The sequence below is a fragment of the Acinetobacter sp. T63 genome, assembly GCF_053852345.1.
This window is the reverse complement of sequence record NZ_CM132659.1, coordinates 336,839-354,543: the sequence shown is the minus strand read 5'-3', so window position 1 is coordinate 354,543 and position 17,705 is coordinate 336,839. Positions and strand designations below refer to the sequence as shown.

General features: G+C 50.6%; 15 protein-coding genes. 14 read left to right on the top strand and 1 reads right to left on the bottom strand.

All coding sequences use genetic code 11. From position 1 onward, the window contains the following. Nucleotides 1-29: 29 nt before the first annotated feature. The gene (pap, locus tag ACVLR6_RS01665) at nucleotides 30-1,454 is read right to left on the bottom strand and encodes a polyphosphate:AMP phosphotransferase (RefSeq protein WP_104487673.1); all 1,425 of its coding nucleotides are present in this window, start codon (nucleotides 1,452-1,454) and stop codon (nucleotides 30-32) included. Between the two features lie 207 nt (nucleotides 1,455-1,661). On the opposite strand from pap, the gene ACVLR6_RS01660 reads away from it, so the two are divergent. The 14 genes from ACVLR6_RS01660 (at nucleotide 1,662) to ACVLR6_RS01595 (ending at nucleotide 17,512) form a co-directional block, all read left to right on the top strand. Further along, a complete protein-coding gene (locus tag ACVLR6_RS01660) occupies nucleotides 1,662-2,366 on the top strand; it encodes an FFLEELY motif protein (protein WP_016659645.1) in 705 nt (234 codons plus the stop codon). A gap of 207 nt (nucleotides 2,367-2,573) precedes the next feature. Further along, nucleotides 2,574-3,515 carry a bifunctional demethylmenaquinone methyltransferase/2-methoxy-6-polyprenyl-1,4-benzoquinol methylase UbiE gene (gene ubiE, locus ACVLR6_RS01655; RefSeq protein WP_455995724.1) on the top strand — a complete coding sequence of 314 codons (942 nt, stop codon included), beginning with the start codon at nucleotides 2,574-2,576 and terminating at the stop codon, nucleotides 3,513-3,515. A gap of 19 nt (nucleotides 3,516-3,534) precedes the next feature. Beyond that, nucleotides 3,535-4,206 (top strand): ubiquinone biosynthesis accessory factor UbiJ, encoded by a 672-nt coding sequence (locus ACVLR6_RS01650; RefSeq protein WP_104471776.1) that lies wholly within the window; start codon nucleotides 3,535-3,537, stop codon nucleotides 4,204-4,206. Between the two features lie 12 nt (nucleotides 4,207-4,218). Beyond that, nucleotides 4,219-5,838, top strand: coding sequence for an ABC1 kinase family protein (locus ACVLR6_RS01645; protein ID WP_455995722.1), 1,620 nt, complete (start codon nucleotides 4,219-4,221; stop codon nucleotides 5,836-5,838). Nucleotides 5,839-6,033: 195 nt separating this feature from the next. Continuing rightward, entirely contained in the window at nucleotides 6,034-7,110 is a 1,077-nt protein-coding gene (locus ACVLR6_RS01640) for a patatin-like phospholipase domain-containing protein (protein ID WP_005181814.1), read from the top strand. 149 nt (nucleotides 7,111-7,259) lie between these two features. Beyond that, nucleotides 7,260-8,045 carry a bifunctional phosphoribosyl-AMP cyclohydrolase/phosphoribosyl-ATP diphosphatase HisIE gene (hisIE, locus tag ACVLR6_RS01635; protein ID WP_005181811.1) on the top strand — a complete coding sequence of 262 codons (786 nt, stop codon included), beginning with the start codon at nucleotides 7,260-7,262 and terminating at the stop codon, nucleotides 8,043-8,045. Between the two features lie 11 nt (nucleotides 8,046-8,056). Next, nucleotides 8,057-9,559: a UvrD-helicase domain-containing protein gene (locus ACVLR6_RS01630; protein ID WP_005181808.1), complete on the top strand. Its 1,503-nt coding sequence runs from the start codon at nucleotides 8,057-8,059 to the stop codon at nucleotides 9,557-9,559. Nucleotides 9,560-9,575: 16 nt separating this feature from the next. Beyond that, on the top strand, nucleotides 9,576-10,943 hold the full coding sequence (locus ACVLR6_RS01625) for an AAA family ATPase (RefSeq protein WP_160241676.1): 1,368 nt from the start codon (nucleotides 9,576-9,578) through the stop codon (nucleotides 10,941-10,943). Between the two features lie 339 nt (nucleotides 10,944-11,282). Continuing rightward, nucleotides 11,283-14,120 carry a monovalent cation/H+ antiporter subunit A gene (locus ACVLR6_RS01620; RefSeq protein ID WP_455995720.1) on the top strand — a complete coding sequence of 946 codons (2,838 nt, stop codon included), beginning with the start codon at nucleotides 11,283-11,285 and terminating at the stop codon, nucleotides 14,118-14,120. Nucleotides 14,121-14,122: 2 nt separating this feature from the next. Continuing rightward, complete coding sequence (locus tag ACVLR6_RS01615; RefSeq protein ID WP_160241677.1) at nucleotides 14,123-14,488, top strand: Na+/H+ antiporter subunit C; 366 nt, start codon at nucleotides 14,123-14,125, stop codon at nucleotides 14,486-14,488. Further along, complete coding sequence (locus ACVLR6_RS01610; RefSeq protein ID WP_163143043.1) at nucleotides 14,488-16,296, top strand: monovalent cation/H+ antiporter subunit D; 1,809 nt, start codon at nucleotides 14,488-14,490, stop codon at nucleotides 16,294-16,296. Before ACVLR6_RS01615 ends, ACVLR6_RS01610 begins: the two co-directional genes overlap by 1 nt. A 2-nt stretch (nucleotides 16,297-16,298) precedes the next feature. Beyond that, nucleotides 16,299-16,820, top strand: coding sequence for a Na+/H+ antiporter subunit E (locus ACVLR6_RS01605; protein ID WP_104499197.1), 522 nt, complete (start codon nucleotides 16,299-16,301; stop codon nucleotides 16,818-16,820). Next, nucleotides 16,817-17,092: a monovalent cation/H+ antiporter subunit F gene (locus ACVLR6_RS01600; protein ID WP_168370332.1), complete on the top strand. Its 276-nt coding sequence runs from the start codon at nucleotides 16,817-16,819 to the stop codon at nucleotides 17,090-17,092. Before ACVLR6_RS01605 ends, ACVLR6_RS01600 begins: the two co-directional genes overlap by 4 nt. Nucleotides 17,093-17,101: 9 nt before the next feature. After that, entirely contained in the window at nucleotides 17,102-17,512 is a 411-nt protein-coding gene (locus ACVLR6_RS01595; RefSeq protein ID WP_160243587.1) for a Na+/H+ antiporter subunit G, read from the top strand. Nucleotides 17,513-17,705 lie beyond the last annotated feature (193 nt).

Below are 17,705 nucleotides of genomic sequence, written 5' to 3'. Positions count from 1 at the left end.
TGGCGGATTCATGTATGGTTGCTGCCGGTTTAATCGGCTTTCAGCTGTTTCAAGATGGTTTTCAGCACTTCAATCCGGGCACTGTTTTTGTCATTGGTGGCAATAATATGCCACGGTGCATCCTCGGTGCTGGTATGGGCAAACATATCGGCTGCGGCATTTAAATAATCATCCCAGCGGTTCCGGTTCCGCCAGTCTTCCTCAGTAATTTTAAAGCGTTTATGCGCAGTCTGTTCACGCGCTTTAAAACGCTGTTCCTGCTCATCTTTGCTAATCGCCAGCCAGAACTTGATAATCACGGTCTGATGTTCGGTTAAATCCTGCTCAAAGCGGTTAATTTCCGCATACGCGCGTTGCCATTCCAGGTCACTGGCAAAACCTTCAATCCGCTCCACCAGCACCCGGCCATACCAGGAACGGTCAAAAATACAGATTTTTTCTTCTGGTTGCAGCTTGGTCCAAAAACGCCATAAATAAGGCCGGCGTAATTCATATTTTTCTGGTGCGCCAATGGTATAAATTTCGTATTCACGCGGATCCAGCTTTTTCACAATCCGTTTAATTGCACCGCCTTTACCGGCGGCATCCATCCCTTCAAACACAATCACCACATTGCGGTCATCAAAACGCAAGGCATCGGCCACTTTGCGGCTAAGTTTTTTGAGTTCGGCTTTATAGTCGCCCTCCTCCAGCGCGGCATTGTCCGGATTGAGCAAGGCCTCAGGAATGGGCGCCTGCTGCCAGCTCTGCTCAACAGTTTTCGGATGCTCCGGGCAATCTTTAAAAGCCTGTAATACATGCTGGGCAAACTGCTGGTCACGCAGCTGCTCATCTTCACCATCAATAATAATCCAGTCATCGGTAAAACGCTGGCGCAGCTTTTGCAAGGTGTCGTACTGTTTCTTGTTGCGCCAGTCGAGGCCATTCATCTTATGCCAGCGCACTTCGCTCGGGTCCATCTCGTTCAGGCGTTTTTGCAGGGTTTTCCAGGACAGGTCAAACCAGATCTTGACCACATCGACCTGGTTGTTTTTTAAATCCTGTTCAAAGGCCCGAAAACGCTGCACATACTCATCAAACAGGCTGTCATCAAAAGGCTTCGAGACATGGGTGGCACTGCTGAGCAGATCGCTATACCAGTTGCCAAACAGAATCATGATCTGCCCTTCGGCCGGAATAAAACGGGCATAGGGCTGCCAGAAACTGGTTTTGAAATCAAACAGGTGTGCGGCATCGGCCTTCACATGCAAATAACGCGGATCGACCCATTCACGCAGCTGTTTCACCGCCTCGCCTTTGCCAGCCAGCTCAATGCCGCTGACCAGAATCACCAGACTTTTGGCATTGCTCTGACCGCGGCTGTCTTTTAGGGCATATTGTGCTTCAATCAGCTCGACAGACAGCTGATCTTCATCCATTAACTGAAATTCTGTTTGCGGGTTCTGCTCGGTCATAGGCACACACTCTTGTTTTATTGTTCCGTTCAGTATAACCAGCCTGCTGGCCGGGCGGCTGATGATTTTGTATAGCGCGTCTGTCTGATTTTGTCTATTTCTAGTGCAAACTGACCCGATGATCCTGAATCTGTCACCAATTTGTCATGGCCTGTGCATGTAACTGGCTTTAGAATGCCGCTTAAGTCAAAACAATTGAGACGCTCCATGTCCAAACTTGCGGTTTTAGATGACCTTTTAGAACTTTATAATCAATTTGAATATCATCGCCAGCCGGAAATTTTCACACGTTTGCAGGAAGTGCAGCTGTGGCAGAAACAGCGCATGCAACGCACCCATGCCCCGCATTTTGCCGAAAAAAATAATGTACTGATGGCCGAATATTTTCTGAACCGTTTATACGGCGGCCCCGATTTTGATGCGCTGGCCGGACAGATTGCGCGCCTGACCAAATACGCACATAAAGCAGAAAAACTGATTCCGGAAAATGCCATTAAAACCGGCACCTCCGGGGTGGCCCTGGCCATTTTAGCGGTGCAGCTGGATGAACAGGTTGCCATTCAGCTGTTAAAGGATTATCCGGCGCAGACGCCATTGACCGACGAGATGATGCGCCTGACCTATTTAAAGCTCGATCAGGGCAGCGCGCGTTTAAAACAGCTGGACATGCTGGATGAACTGGGCAAAAGCCTGGACAAATACATGCGCTCCTTTATGGTTTATACCGCCTTTAAAATGTGTAAAGGCGCCGCGCATAAATATAATTTCGATATCATGTACGAGTTTATGCAAGATGGTTTTGTGGCCATGAAACCGCTGAAATCTGCAGAAAAATTTGTCCGCGAATTTACCGCAGTTGAACGCCAGATTATTGACAAAGTGCATCGGGGAGATCCGCAGCCCTTTCAATAAAGCCACATAATTTTTTGCATGTGATGGCCAAAATTTGGTACAAAAACAGCAGTAAAACGAATATGCATTCACGTTCATCAGGATAACAATTCAATTTTCTGTATTATATTCCTGACAATTGCAGGCCGATGACTGTACAACGCCTAAGAATCTGTCATCATGCTTGCACTGCCACATCAACCCGATTTTCATGTTAGGAGTGACACTATGTCTAATGAAGAGCAAAAGCCTACCCATCCAGAAACGGCAACCAACACAGACAAAGTGAGCCCATTCTTAACCTCGCCATTACCGGAAGGTGCACCACAAGGTCAGCAGCAGTCTCTAGAGCAGCGCCTGACTGACACCCCGGTAACAGGCAGCATTCCAAAATACAACCTGCCACGTGGCGCCAATACCGGTAATGTCGGTGCGACCACACATTTTGGCTACCAGACCGTAAACAGCGAAGAAAAAGCCCAGAAAGTGGCGGAAGTATTTCATTCGGTGGCCAACAAATACGACATCATGAATGACCTGATGTCTTTTGGTATTCACCGTTTATGGAAACGCTTTGCGATTAACATGTCGGGTGTGCGTCGTGGCCAGCACGTACTGGATATTGCGGGCGGTACCGGTGATCTGGCCAAAGTTTTTAGCCGTGAAGTTGGTCCAAGCGGCCATGTGGTCCTTTCAGATATTAACGAATCGATGCTGAATGTCGGTCGTGACCGTCTGATTGATGCTGGTTGTACCAATGTCGATTTCGTTCTGGCCAATGCTGAAACACTTGAACCTTTTGCTGACAACAGCTTTGACCTGGTGACCATTTCTTTCGGTTTACGTAACGTAACCGATAAAGATGCTGCACTGCAAGCCATGTACCGCGTGCTTAAGCCAGGTGGCCGTTTACTGATTCTGGAATTCTCAAAACCGGTATTTGAACCGTTCTCGAAACTGTACGACCTGTACTCGTTCACTGCACTGCCAATCATGGGCAAACTGGTGGCGAATGATTCTGAAAGCTATAAATATCTGGCGGAATCAATCCGTATGCACCCAGACCAGCGCACCCTGAAAGGCATGATGGAAAATGCCGGCTTCCAGAACTGTGACTACAACAACCTGACCGGTGGTATTGTGGCGGTGCACCGCGGTTTTAAACTCTAATTCCGAAAAGGACACTGCTATGTGGTCGATTCTGGCCTTAGGTGCCGTTGAACGATGCATCCATCATGTCATTAATCTGGATGCGATTACCCGCATCCAGCTGAACCAGCTACAGGGCAAAACCCTGCGCGTGGTGATGGATGCGCCGCAACTGTCGGTAGATGTATTTTTTGATGAAAACAAGGTGCGTCTGGAGCCGACCGTTACCGGACAGGCAACCCAACCGTCTATTTTCGAGCAGCGCCCGTTTGAGCGCGAACAGCAGCTCAGTGAAGCCACCGCCACCTTGCAGGTCAAGAATGTGGTGGAACTGCTGAAACTGCTGCTGGCCGATGATGTCGGCACCATTCCGGTACAAGGCGACTATAAGCTGCTACAGGACATCCAGCGTATTATCGAGCAGGCCGAACCCGATCTGGCCGCGCATCTGTCGCCATGGGTTGGCCCGACACTGGCACATGAGCTGGGTAAAATCCAGCTGGCGCCCAAGCAGCTGAAAAAAACCTTGCAAAGCCAGCTGTTTTTCGCCGAAGATGCCCTGAAAGAAGATTCCGGCCTGTTTGCACCGCGCTGGCAAATGGATGATCTGCAACAGGATACCCGCATCCTGAACCAGAATATCGACCGCGTAGAGGCCAAGATTCAACAGCTCCGCAAGCAGCTTGAAGACACTCCAGATTCACACGACTAGGTAAAGAGATTTATGATTCCGCACGTTTCACGTTTAATCGAACTTTGGCGTATTGCTGCGCACTATAGACTCGACACGTTGTTCCCTGCGGAAGAATTACCAGAAAAAGCCCGCCATATTCTGAGTCTGATCCGGATGCATCCGGCGGCCTGGTCCAGTAAGAAACGGAAAAATCCGCTCAAGCTGAAACAGGCGCTGGAAGATATGGGACCGCTGGCGATTAAACTCGGTCAGCTGTTATCGACCCGTCGTGACCTGATTCCACCTGAAGTATTACAGCAGCTGGTCTTATTGCAGGACCGGGTCAAACCCTTTGGTTCCGATGTCGCGCAAATGCGGATTCAGGAATCCTTAAAGGCCGATGTCAACACCCTGTTCGCGCGTTTTGATGAACAGCCGCTGGCAGCTGCTTCAATTGCCCAGGTGCATACCGCTGCCCTGCACGATGGCCGCGAAGTGGTGGTCAAAGTCACCCGTCCGAATATCCGCCAGCAGATTCTGCAGGATTTTGAAATTCTGGAATGGCTCGGCCATTTTCTGGAAAAACGTCTTGAAGCGGCACGCGCGCTGCATTTATCCGAAATTATTCAGGACTATCGCCAGATTATCCTGAAAGAACTCGATCTGACCTTAGAAGCCGATAATACCCGCCGTATGCGTCATTACTTCACCGGCTCCAGCATGATGTATGTGCCGGAAGTGTATATGGACAGCAAAGATGTGATGGTGGCCGAGCGGATTACCGGGGTACCAATTTCCGATGTGGCCACCTTTGACCGCTTGGGTATGGACCGCGCCGATCTGGCGCAAAAAGGCCTGACCATCTTCTTTACCCAGGTGTTCCGCGACAACTTCTTCCATGCCGACATGCACCCGGGCAATGTGTTTGTAGAAACCATCAATCCGCAAAACCCGCGCTTTATTGCGCTGGACTGCGCGATTATGGGCGAGCTGTCCAAGCACGATCAGATGACCGTAGCGCGCATGTTACTGGCAGTCATGAACAGCGACTTTATGCAGCTGATCCAGATTGTGCATCAGGCCGGCTGGATTCCACCGGGCACCGATCAGGATGCTTTGGCACGTGAAATGCGCCGTACGGTAGGACCGATGGTCTCCAAACCCATGCATGAGCTGGACTTTGCCGGCATTCTGATTGAAGTGATGGATATTGCCCGCCGTTTCCATCTGGAAATTCCTCCACAGTTAATGCTGCTGCTCAAAACGCTGGTGCATGTTGAAGGTCTAGGCACCGATCTGTATCCAGAACTGGACATCTGGAGTCTGGCCAAACCAATCCTCACCGATTGGGTCAAGGCACAAATGAATCCGCAGAAAAACCTGAAAGAGCTGGGACAAAAAATTCCGGACCTACTGTTGGGTGCGCAGGATTTACCGACCCTGATGATCGACAGCTTAAACGGCCTGAAAAACCAGTCGGCCTGGCATGCCAAACAGCTGAATGAACTGCAAAGCATGCGTCTGCAAATGGAACATCAGCAAAAACGCAGCTGGATCTTTGGCAGCGTAATGGCGATTCTGCTGTCGATTGCGATTATTTCACCGTGGTTTGTCTCAGTCATTCTGATTGTGCTGGCCAGTATTCTAGCAGTCTGGCGCGTGGCCAAATAAGGCGAAATGGGCAAGTTTCCTGAATCCTTATATTCCTCCATTATTTAAACCGGTCACATGACCGGTTTTTTTATGGCCTGCAATTGCAGATAACATACCGGATGACTGAGCAGTCAGAGAGTGAACATTCCTGCCCTTGTGAGCCTTGGTCACTGGCCTAAAATACAGACAACTGTTTATTTTAGGCCAGTGACCATGATCCAGATTCTGCAAAAACGTCCACCTGCCCTCACCCTTCGTGCCGGTCATCTGGCCCGGCAGCTGATTGCCGAGCAGGGCCTACAACCCGATCAGGTCGATATGATTCCGGGTGCTGCCGGTGGTCCAAAAGGTATTGGTATTCAGGGACTGGATCAGGCCATTTTTGGCGAGTTTTTGCCGCAGTCAGCGCAGCGCCGCACCCTGATTGGTTCTTCAATTGGCAGCTGGCGTTTTGCCAGCATTCTGGCCTGGGGCGCCAAAGCAGGTACCGAACGGCTGGCAGACTTATATACCAATCTGAGCTTTCATAAAAAAATGTCACGGCAGGACGTCAGTCATGTCTGCCGCGATATGCTGTTGAATCTGGTCGATGGCAAGGCACAGCAGCTGGTCGATCATCCGGATTATCATCTGACCGTGCTCTCGGTAAAAGCGCAGCACATTTTCCAGAGTGACCGTGCACTGGCCCTACTGGCCTCGGTGGCTGGTATTGTCAGCGGCAATGCACTGGCGCGCAAACACAACCGCCTGTTTATGCAGCGCGTGATCAGCCAGCCAGCTCAAGGCAACCAGTTTCAGGTGCAGGATGATTTCTTTACCCATTATCATGCGCTAACGCCGGACAATGTCACCAGCTGGCTGATGGCTTCGGCCTCAATTCCGGGCGTGATGTCCGCAATTCGGGATATTCCGGAAGCGCCGGGCAGCTACCGCGATGGCGGCCTGATTGACTATCATATTGACCTGCCGTTTCAGAGTCAGGGACTGGTGCTGTATCCGCATTTTACCGATAGCATTACCCCAGGCTGGTTCGACAAAATGCTGAAACACCGCAAAGCCAATCCGGACAATCATGCACGAACCCTGCTGATTTCACCATCAGCCGAATATTTACAGTCTTTACCCTTGGGCCGCCTACCCGACCGTAAAGACTTTAATTTAAAAGGCATGGATCAGGCACAGCGTATTCAGCTCTGGAAACAATGTATTGCGGAAAGTCAGCGCCTGGGCGATGAATTTTTAGAACTGGTTGAAAAGCAGTGTTTACCAGAGGTGTTACAGCCGCTTTAAGCAGGACGATAAATGAATGTTAGAGTGGTAACATCCTGAGCAAAAATAGGCAAAGATTTTTTCCTGCAAACCGGTCAGATACCGTACACTATAGCGTTTGCGCACTGGCGTAAATCTCGTTTTTCTGAACAAATTTTGGTGACATACTCATGAATAACTTGCAATGGCTCGATGAAGTAAAATTTAACGAACAGGGATTAGTGCCAGCCATTGCACAGCATCATCAAACCGGTCGGGTGTTGATGGTGGCCTGGATGAACCGCGAAGCGCTGGCCTTAACCGCAGAAAAAAATCAGGCGGTGTATTTTTCCCGTTCACGCAACAAACTCTGGCACAAAGGTGAAGAATCCGGTCACTTCCAGACGGTGCATGAAATCCGTCTGGACTGCGATGCTGATGTGATTATCCTGCAAATTGAACAGCATGGCGGCATTGCCTGCCATACTGGCCGTGAATCCTGCTTCTATCGCAAACTGACTCCGAATGGCTGGGAAATTGTTGATGCGCAGCTGAAAGACCCGAATGCGATTTATGGCGAGAAGTCCAGCAATCCGCACACCTTGGCCATGAATGCCTCCACTGCGCAATCTGAACAGGTCGAAATTCTGAGCTATTTAGGCAAAATGATGGCTGAACGTAAAGCCGCCGATCCGGATTCTTCGTATGTGGCCAAGCTGTATCACAAAGGCCTGAACAAGATTCTGGAAAAAGTTGGTGAAGAAAGCGTAGAAACTATTCTGGCAGCCAAGGAATATCAGGCTGCAGCTTATGAAGACAATAAAAATGACCTGATCTATGAAGTGGCTGACTTATGGTTCCACAGCCTGGTCATGCTCGGCTATTTCAATCTGGACCCGCAACTGATTCTGAATGAACTGGCACGCCGTCAGGGCTTATCCGGTCTGGTGGAAAAAGCCAACCGTACTCAGGCTTAAGCTGTCGCCCTGTGTCTGAGCTGAAGAAACCGACCGCCACCTATGAGCAGGCCACTGCCATTGATAACGCACGTCTGGGCAAATCCTTCAAGGTGATTGCCTATGCCGGCACAGGGAAAACCACCACCTTGCAGATGATCAGTGAAGCCATGCCGGAGCGGCGTGGCATGTATCTGGCCTTTAACAAATCCATTGCCGCAGAAGCGCAACACAAGTTTCATCGCAATGTCGATTGTCGCACCTTTCACTCGCTGGCCTTTCGTAGTGTTCCACGTGGAGTCACCGACAAACTGCGCCTGCCGCGCCTGAGTCCGAGTTTTATTGCCAAGGAATATCGTCTCGAACCGATTACCCTGCGCCGGATGATGGGTGGCCGCTATGAAAAATATGTGCTGATGCCTTCACGGCTGGCCAGTCTGGTGGCCAATGCCGTTGGCTATTTCTGCTCGACCAGCTCGCAATATCCGGCACCACGGCATATTCAGGCACCGAACTGGCTGCACCCTGATGATGCCGAGCTGCTGCAAAAACATTTGTATCCGGCAGTGGAACGGCGCTGGCTGGAATCAATTGATCCGAACCATCAGGCCGGAATCGGTCATGATATTTACCTGAAACTGTGGGCGCTGTCGGAACCGAATATTCCGGCCGATTATGTGCTGTTTGATGAAGCGCAAGATGCCGACCCGCTAATGCTGGGGATTCTGCTCAAACAGCGTAACACCCAGGTGATTTATGTGGGCGATGCCCATCAGCAAATTTATGCCTGGCGCGGTGCCATCAACGCCATGCAGCAACTGCCTTTGCCGGAGTCGCGCTTAACCACCTCATTCCGTTTTGGTCCGGACATCGCCATGACCGCCAATGCCATTCTCGGCGGCTTAAATGAAACCGTGCCGCTGCTCGGCAACCCGGATTTACATTCCAAAGTGGTGAACAAGCCGCATACCAAACAGCGCGATGCGATTTTATGCCGCACCAATGCCCGGGCGATGGAATTGCTGCTGGCCGGTCTGGTACATGGTGACAAGGTCAGCCTGCAGGCCGACCATGTCAAACTGAACCGTTTTGTCGATGCTGCCAGTATGCTGAAACAGGGCCGCCGCGTCACCGATGTGCCGGAACTGGCCTGGTTTAACTCCTGGCACGATGTACATGAATATTGCGAAACCAATGAAGGCAGCGACATTAAGCCGCTGGTAAAACTGGTGGATGATCATGGTACCGATCCGCTGAAAAAGGCGCTGGCCAAAATCACCCCGATTGGGCAGGCCGACTATATTATTTCAACCGCGCACAAAGCCAAAGGGCTGGAATGGGACCGCGTGCATCTGGAAGATGACTATCAGTTCAAGGTCAATGAACGTGATCATAAAATTAGTGATGAAGAGTTACGATTACTGTACGTGGCCTGCACACGTGCTAAAGTAAGCTTAAATATCCATCATATTTACGATCTGGTGCAACAGCTGAAACAGCAGATGCCGGTGTCCTTGCGTAAGGCGGTGGGTTAAAGCATGCAGGTGACCCATGAAAATTCAGTCTGTCCAGTTCAAGCACATCACCCACTTTACCGACCTTCAGCTGCAACTGCATCCGCAGCAACAGCCTGTGGCCTTAATTCTGGGCAATCAGAGTTCCGGTAAAACCTCGCTACTGCGCTTCACCTATCAGGCACTGACCTGGTTTGCTGCCCGTTATAAAGATTTACGCACCTCGGGACTGGTCATGCTTGATCAGGACATTATGCACACCCGGCTGCAGTCCAAAATTGATCTGTGCGTGTGTTTTCCCAAAGACATTGGCAGCCTGCCGGAAAGCAGCGATGCCCAGCAGCAGGACCGTCAGTGCTGCGACTGGCAGCTGTACAAAACCCTGAACAGCAACGGCGTCGGGGTCAGCAAGGCTGAAACCCAGAAACTAGAAAAAATGGTCAGCCTGTACCAGCAGGCGGTAAAACAGGACCCGCTACAAGGCCTGCCATTAATTGCCTATTATCCGGCCGAACGTTTTGTCAATGAAGTCAATCTGCTGAGTAAAAACAATCCGCTGATTTTTCAGGCTGCACATGCCTATGAAATTTCTGCCATCCCCTTCACCACCTTTACACGTTTTTTTGAGTGGTTCCGGGAAATTTCCGATATTGAAAACGCCCAGAGCGCCCAGCTGATTGAACAGTTATTACATCCGCAGCATCCCGACGCAGAACCTCCACGGCGTGACAAACTGATGCAGGCACATGCCCAGATGCACGCGCCAAGTCTGCAGGCCCTGCGCGATGCACTACAGATTGTACTGCCAGAACTGAGCCAGATTTATCTACAATATCATCCAAAACTGCAATTAATGGTCACCTATCAGGGCAAAACCCAGCTGTATCAGCAGCTGTCCAACAGTATCCGCAACTGGATTGCACTGGTCGGAGATATTGTGCGGCGTTTATGTCTGCTCAATCCCTATAGTCTGTATCCGACTCTAGAAGGCGACGGCATTCTGCTGATTGATCAGGTTGATCATCAGCTTGATCAGGATATGGCCTCGGTAATTCTGGCACGTTTGCATCAGGCTTTTCCGGCACTGCAGATTATTGCCACCGGTAACCGCACGGCACTCTTGGAAAATGCCGAAGACTATCAATGTTTAAGGCTGGATCAGCAGCAATTGCATCCAATTCATCTGCAACCGGTGCAGGAACAGCTCGACGCCATTTATGCCCAGTTTATGCAGACTGAAGTCAGCAGCAGCGATGAAAGCCTGAGTGAAGCGGTACAGGAGCCCACCAGCGTAGATGACATCTATCAGCAGATTCAGCAGCAACTGAGTGCCGAACAGCAGGAAGCCTTGCTGAAACGGCTGCAAAATGATGATGACACCTCGACCCCGCATCCGTTGCCTTAAATACGGCTTTGAATAGAGGGGAATATCGGAAAATCAGCCGAAAAAATCCGGTCTGATCTAACAATTTCATCCTGAAAAAAGTTCGGCGGCGTATAATATCTGCCGTGTGCGCAAAAACAAATTGATGTTGTTTTATTCATGTAATAAAATCAATCAGATTTATATTTTTATAGTAAAATCCGATTTGCTATAAGTTTCTCAAGTTGCGCAACACAACTTGTTTATTTAGCCATAATTCTATTTTTCGGCTTTCAAGATTGAGTATTTTGGACTGCTCCTTGCATTCCTGTAATCCTTGAAAGATAAGATTCACCCTTAGGTTTTGAACCTATCAAGACAATGGATACGAGTGTGCTATCGATTATTATATTGCTACCGCTGGTACTTGGCACAACCCTTGTCTCGTGGCTGAAGCAATTCTCGCGCGGGGTAACGGCTTTAGGGGCGATAGGAGTCAGTTTAAGCAGTCTGATCCTGTTACTGACTCAAGCAAAGGATGTCTTTAATGGCGCCACCATCATTCAGTCATGGTCGTGGCTACCCCAGTTAGGGATTGATTTAAGCTTTCGCCTGGATGCTTTAGGTTTATTATTTTCTTTGCTGATTACCGGTATCGGTACCCTCATCTTTATTTATGCTTATTATTATTTAAGCCCCAAAAACTCCCTCAGCAAACTGTATCTCCTGCTCATGCTGTTTATGGCAGCCATGCTCGGGATTTCATTGTCGAATAACCTGATTATCCTGCTGGTGTTCTGGGAACTGACCAGTATTTCCTCGTTCCTGCTGGTCGGTTACTGGAGCAATTATCAAGCAGCTCAACGCGGTTCACGTATGGCCCTGACCATTACCGGCATGGGTGGCTTGGCTATGCTCGGTGGTTTTGTCCTGCTCGGACAGATCACCGGCACCTATGAGCTAGACCAGATTCTGACCATGACCGATCAGATTCAAAGCCATGCGCTGTTTGTACCCAGTTTATTGCTGATTTTACTCGGCGCCTTTACCAAAAGTGCCCAGTTCCCATTCCATTTCTGGTTGCCGAATGCCATGGCGGCACCAACGCCGGTATCGGCCTATCTGCACTCCGCGACCATGGTGAAAGCCGGGATTTTCCTGCTGGCACGTCTGCTGCCAATTTTTGCCGGCGCAGCGCTGTACCATAATCTGGTGACCTTTGTTGGTCTGTTTACCCTGTGTATCGCGGCTTTCTTTGCCATTTTCAAAGAAGATCTGAAAGGTCTGCTGGCCTATTCCACCATCAGCCATTTGGGCCTGATTGTCTGCCTGCTCGGGATTGGTTCTCCGCTGGCCGTGGCTGCAGCCATTTTCCATATTATCAACCACGCCACCTTTAAAGCGGCGCTGTTCATGATTGCCGGGATTATTGACCATGAATCCGGCACCCGTGATTTACGCAAACTGAGTGGCTTATGGCAGCTGTTACCGTTTACCGGTACGCTAACCATGATTACGGCTGCGTCGATGGCGGGTGTGCCGCTGTTCAACGGCTTCCTGTCCAAAGAAATGTTCTTTACCGAACTGTTGGCCAATTTAAGCGGACCGGTGGTGGTGATCTCGGCAATTGTCGCGACACTGGCCGGTATTTTTGCCGTGGCCTATTCAGTACGTTTAGTGCATGGCGTGTTCTTCGATGGCCCGATTGGCAAAGACGTACCCAATAAAGATGCACATGAGCCGCCAATGGGCATGCGCGCACCGGCCCTGATTCTGGCGATTTTATGTATTGCGGTCGGCCTGTTCCCTGCCCTGCTGGTTGAGCATCTGGTCAATAGCACCACCCGTGCCAGTACCCAGCTGATGAATTTTGAAGGCACCCATCTGGCCATCTGGCACGGCTTTAACCTGCCATTGCTAATGAGTGTGATTGCGCTGGTGGGCGGTCTGGTGATGTATTTTGCCCTGGCCAAAGGCGGCCGTATCCGCGAGATTGATCTTGATCCGGCATTGGGCCGCTTACAGGGACGGGTGTTATTTGACCTGTTCTTAAAAGGCCTATTGCTGAACTCGCGCCGCTTTAAACGCCTGACCGAAAACGGCTCCCTACAAAGTTATCTGTTCTGGATTCTGGTGTTTACCATTGCACTGGTGTCGGTGCCGCTGCTGAATCAGGGGATTGGTACCGGTACGCGTGAGCTGACCCAGGCACCTGCAATTGCCATTGTCTTGTGGCTGCTGTTATTCAGTGCCTGCTGGATGATGCTGTGGTTCCATCATGAACGGATTAAAGCTGTCCTGATCAGTGGCGCCGTCGGTCTGGTGGTAACCATGATCTTTGTAACCCTGTCGGCTCCGGATCTGGCCCAAACCCAGATTACCGTCGATGTGGTGACCACCGTGCTGTTACTGATGAGCCTGTCGCTGCTGCCACAATTAACCCCGTATGAATCAAGCAGCACCCGCCGCTGGCGCGATGCCGGGGTTGCAATTCTGGCCGGTGCTGGCATTAGCTGGCTGGCCTGGTTAATCATGACCCGTGATCACAACTCGATTTCATGGTTCTTTAATCAGCAGTCAATTCCACTGGCCGGCGGCACCAACGTGGTCAACGTGATTCTGGTCGACTTCCGTGGCTTCGATACCTTCGGCGAAATTACCGTGCTCGGTATTGCTGCCATTGGTGCCTTGTGCCTGATGGATGGTATGCGTGCCCACGGCACCACCATGACGCAGGGCCTGACCTATCGTTTTAACCCATCTCCACTGATGCTGCGCATGACCGCTTCCTGGATTTTACCGGTGGCCCTAGTAGTCAGCCTGTATATTTTCCTGCGCGGGCACAACCTGCCAGGCGGTGGCTTTATTGCCGGACTGGTCACATCAATGGCACTGATCATTCAGTACATTGCCATTGGTCAGGACCAAACCGAGCAAATGCTGAAAGCCAAATCCGGACGTTTATATGAAATCTGGATTGGTTCCGGTCTGACCATTGCCGGCCTGACCGGGATTGCAGCCTGGTTCTGGGGCCGTCCATTCCTGACCAGTGCACATATTTATGTCAATCCGCCGGTGATTGGTGAACTGCATTTGGCTTCAGCGGCACTGTTTGATGTTGGAGTTTACGTTACCGTTGTCGGGGCAACCATGTTGCTGATTTCCGTGCTGGGCGACTCGCGTCACTCCAGTATGTCTGGTCCAATTCCTCGGGGGTAAGCATGATTAGTATCGAATTTTTAGTCGCAACCTCTGTAGGTTTACTGGTCGCCACCGGCGTGTACCTGATCTTAAGGGCACGTACCTTTCCGGTGGTACTGGGCCTGGCCATGATTGGTTATGCAGTCAATATTTTCCTGTTCGCCATGGGGCGGATTCAGCTGAATGCGCCGGCCATTTTAACCACGGCGGCGCAATCCTCCGACCCTTTACCGCAAGCACTGGTGCTGACTGCTATTGTAATTGGCTTTGCCACCACTGCCTTTGTGGTGCAGCTGGCCTTACGCAGCCGTTATGAATCGGGAACCGACCATGTGGATGCCAAAGATGATCCTGCTTTACTTGACCCACGTGAGGATGAGCCATAATGCATGACTTTATCCAATTCTGGGCGCAACACACTCCTATTCTCAGCATCCTGCTGCCGGCTTTTACCGGTTTTATTCTGGTGCTGCTGGGCAACCCGGGTTCGGGTTCGCTGTCGTATGACTGGCGCCAGCCGTGGCGTCGTGGCATCAGCCTGATTTCGACTATTCTCGGACTGGGCTTGGCGATCAGCTATCTGATGCTGGCCAAAACCGGCCAGATTACCGTCTACAACCTGTCCGAATGGTCAGCTCCATTCGGGATTGTACTGGTGCTGGATCAGCTGTCTGCGCTAATGCTGGTGCTGACTTATGGTCTGGCCTTGCCAGTGCTGTGGTTCGCCTGCCAGCAATGGGATGAACGTGGCCGCTACTTCCATGCCATGTTCCATTTCCTGATGATGGGCTTGTGCGGGGCTTTCCTCACCGGCGATTTATTTAACCTGTTCGTATTTTTTGAAGTGCTACTGCTGGCTTCATATGTACTCTTGCTGCACAGTCAGGGCAAACCGCGCTTTCAGCTTGGGGTGCATTATGTCACCATCAACCTGCTGGCTTCAGCACTGTTCCTGATTGGTCTGGGCATGATTTACGGCAGTGTTGGCAGCCTTAACATGGCCGATGTGGCGCGTTTAATACCGACGCTGGCAGAAGATCAGCATCGTCTGGCGGTGGTCGGCGGCTTGATCCTGTTTATTGTGTTCGGGATTAAAGCGGCGATGCTGCCGGTCGGCTTCTGGTTACCGAAAACCTATGCCGTAGCAGCTACCCCTGTGGCGGCGATTTTTACCATTATGACTAAGGTCGGGATTTATGCGATTTTAAGGGTCAATGGGACGGTCTTTGATGATGAACTGAGCCAGAAAATTCTCAGCAACTGGTTATTGCCAATTGGCCTGATTACCTCACTGTATGGCGTCATTGGCGCGATTGGGGCAGAACGCTTACGTCGTTTTGTCGGCTTTATGATGCTGTCGTCGATTGGGACCATCCTGATTGCGATTGCCCTGTTTAGCACCCAGGCCTGGACGGCAGCGTTGTATTATCTGGTACACAGTACCTTAATTGCCGCTGCCTTCTATCTGTTCTGCGGCTGGGTCACGGCGCAGCGCGGTGAATTTAAGGATCACTTTAATATCGCCCCGCAAATGAAACAGCATAAAGTGATGTCAATTACCTATCTGCTGATTGCACTGATGATTGCCGGCCTGCCGCCTTTTAGTGGCTTCCTCGGTAAAGTATTCTTGTTACAGGCCACGGCTGATGCGCCTTATCAGGGCATTATTATTGCCGTGGTGCTGCTAGTTGGTTTACTCAGTATTCTGGCCCTGACCCGGGTTGGCTTTATCCTGTTCTGGCGCGCATCGCGTCCGGAAGATGATCCGGACAATGACGCCTATCACAGCTACCAGGCCCTGCCAGCCAAGGCCCCGAAAGGCAATGATAAGGCCATTTACCTGTTATTGGCAGCACTGGTGGCTTATGTGGTTTTTGCTAATCCAATCCAGCGTTATGCCTTTAGCACGGCCCAACAAATGCAGAACAACCGTCTGTATGAAATGGCGGTGTTAAAGCAGGATGAAACCGGCCAGGTGATTAGCGTCCAGCCTTATGATCCAAACTATTTGCCAGAAACCAAATACAGTGGTGAAAAACCGGACCCGAATGCCAAGCTGATTCCGTATGTAATCAGTCCAAATACACTGGAAGGTGAGCATATTTCGGACTATAAACAACGTCAGATCAATCAGCAGATTGAGCAGGACGCCGCAAGCAACGACCTGCCACAACTTAAACCTATGGAGCCATAACTATGCAAAAGACATCGTTTTGGGATATCTGGCTGCCACATCCCTTTGTTTCGGTGATTGTGGCCATTAGCTGGTTGTTACTGGCACATAGTGTTTCTGCCGGCAATCTGCTGATGGCATTGATCCTGAGTATCCTGATTCCACTGATGGTCAAACCGTTTATTGCCCGCACCCCGAATATCCACTGGGTGCCAGCCTTTAAACTGTTCTGGGTGGTGGTCTGGGATATTATCCTGTCCAATATCCGCGTCGCCAAACAGGTGCTGGGACCCACCGATGCGCTGCATCCGAAATGGTTCCGTGTACCGCTGGAGACCGAGCATGAACAGGTCAATACCTTGCTGGCGATGATCATTACCACCACGCCAGGGACGGTCACGGCCGGTATTGACCAGGACCGTGGCGATATTCTGGTGCATGCCTTAAGTACCGATGATGAAGAAGCTGAAATTGCCCTGATCAAGAGCCGTTATGAACAGCCGCTGATTGAAATCTTTAACGTCAAGACAGGAGTGGCCTCATGATGATATTGCCTTATGCGATTGGCATCTGCCTGATTGCCATTGCCGGCTCGATGTTTATGTGCCTGATTCGTCTGATTATGGGACCGTCAATTGTCGACCGTCTGCTGGCGCTAGATACCCTGTTCTTAAATGCGACCTGCCTGATTGTAGTACTGGGTATTTACTGGACCAGCACTTCACTGTTTGAAGGTGCATTACTGGTGGCGATGCTGGGCTTTGTTTCAACCGCTGCCCTGGCCCGTTACTTCACCTCTGGCCACGTGATTGATTAGGAGAACAGCATGCAACTGATGATGGAAATCCTGGTCTCAATTTTCCTGTTAATCGGCACCTTCTTTATGCTGGTTGGCGGGATTGGCATGATTCGTCTGCCGGACCTGTTTATGCGCCTGCATGCCCCGACCAAGTCCAGTACCTTAGGTCTGGGCAGCTTCCTGATTGCTGCCATTATTTATTCAGCTTATCTGGGTCGCTTCGGTTTTGCCGAAGTGCTGATTACCCTGTTTGCCTTTATTACCGCGCCGGTATCGGCCAACCTGATGGCACAGGCAGCCCTGCATTTACGTCTGCGCTCGATGAGTGGTGAAGTCTCAGAAACCCTGGAACGTCCGCTACCATGGCAGCGTAGCCGTCGCCGCGCCTTTACAGATCGTGAACCACTGGGCAGAATCAAACCCTCTAAAGACGAATAAGTCTTCGCGTCATCTTCTAAAAAAACCTGACCCGGATTGTTCCTGGTCAGGTTTTTTATGTGCTGTCTCAACCGCCCTGCCCTTGCCTGATTGCAATCTTAAAGCGCTTGTTTCTGCTGGAAGATAAGCAAGTCAAGCAATTATGAAGGACATAAAAAAGCCACCCGAAGGTGGCTTTTTTATATAGACCTGC

Coding starts and splice junctions, on each gene's coding strand:
- pap (WP_104487673.1), bottom strand. CDS start 1,454: ATGACCGAGCAGAACCCGCAAACAGAATTTCAGTTAATGGATGAAGAT.
- ACVLR6_RS01660 (WP_016659645.1), top strand. CDS start 1,662: ATGTCCAAACTTGCGGTTTTAGATGACCTTTTAGAACTTTATAATCAA.
- ubiE (WP_455995724.1), top strand. CDS start 2,574: ATGTCTAATGAAGAGCAAAAGCCTACCCATCCAGAAACGGCAACCAAC.
- ACVLR6_RS01650 (WP_104471776.1), top strand. CDS start 3,535: ATGTGGTCGATTCTGGCCTTAGGTGCCGTTGAACGATGCATCCATCAT.
- ACVLR6_RS01645 (WP_455995722.1), top strand. CDS start 4,219: ATGATTCCGCACGTTTCACGTTTAATCGAACTTTGGCGTATTGCTGCG.
- ACVLR6_RS01640 (WP_005181814.1), top strand. CDS start 6,034: ATGATCCAGATTCTGCAAAAACGTCCACCTGCCCTCACCCTTCGTGCC.
- hisIE (WP_005181811.1), top strand. CDS start 7,260: ATGAATAACTTGCAATGGCTCGATGAAGTAAAATTTAACGAACAGGGA.
- ACVLR6_RS01625 (WP_160241676.1), top strand. CDS start 9,576: ATGAAAATTCAGTCTGTCCAGTTCAAGCACATCACCCACTTTACCGAC.
- ACVLR6_RS01620 (WP_455995720.1), top strand. CDS start 11,283: ATGGATACGAGTGTGCTATCGATTATTATATTGCTACCGCTGGTACTT.
- ACVLR6_RS01615 (WP_160241677.1), top strand. CDS start 14,123: ATGATTAGTATCGAATTTTTAGTCGCAACCTCTGTAGGTTTACTGGTC.
- ACVLR6_RS01610 (WP_163143043.1), top strand. CDS start 14,488: ATGCATGACTTTATCCAATTCTGGGCGCAACACACTCCTATTCTCAGC.
- ACVLR6_RS01605 (WP_104499197.1), top strand. CDS start 16,299: ATGCAAAAGACATCGTTTTGGGATATCTGGCTGCCACATCCCTTTGTT.
- ACVLR6_RS01600 (WP_168370332.1), top strand. CDS start 16,817: ATGATGATATTGCCTTATGCGATTGGCATCTGCCTGATTGCCATTGCC.
- ACVLR6_RS01595 (WP_160243587.1), top strand. CDS start 17,102: ATGCAACTGATGATGGAAATCCTGGTCTCAATTTTCCTGTTAATCGGC.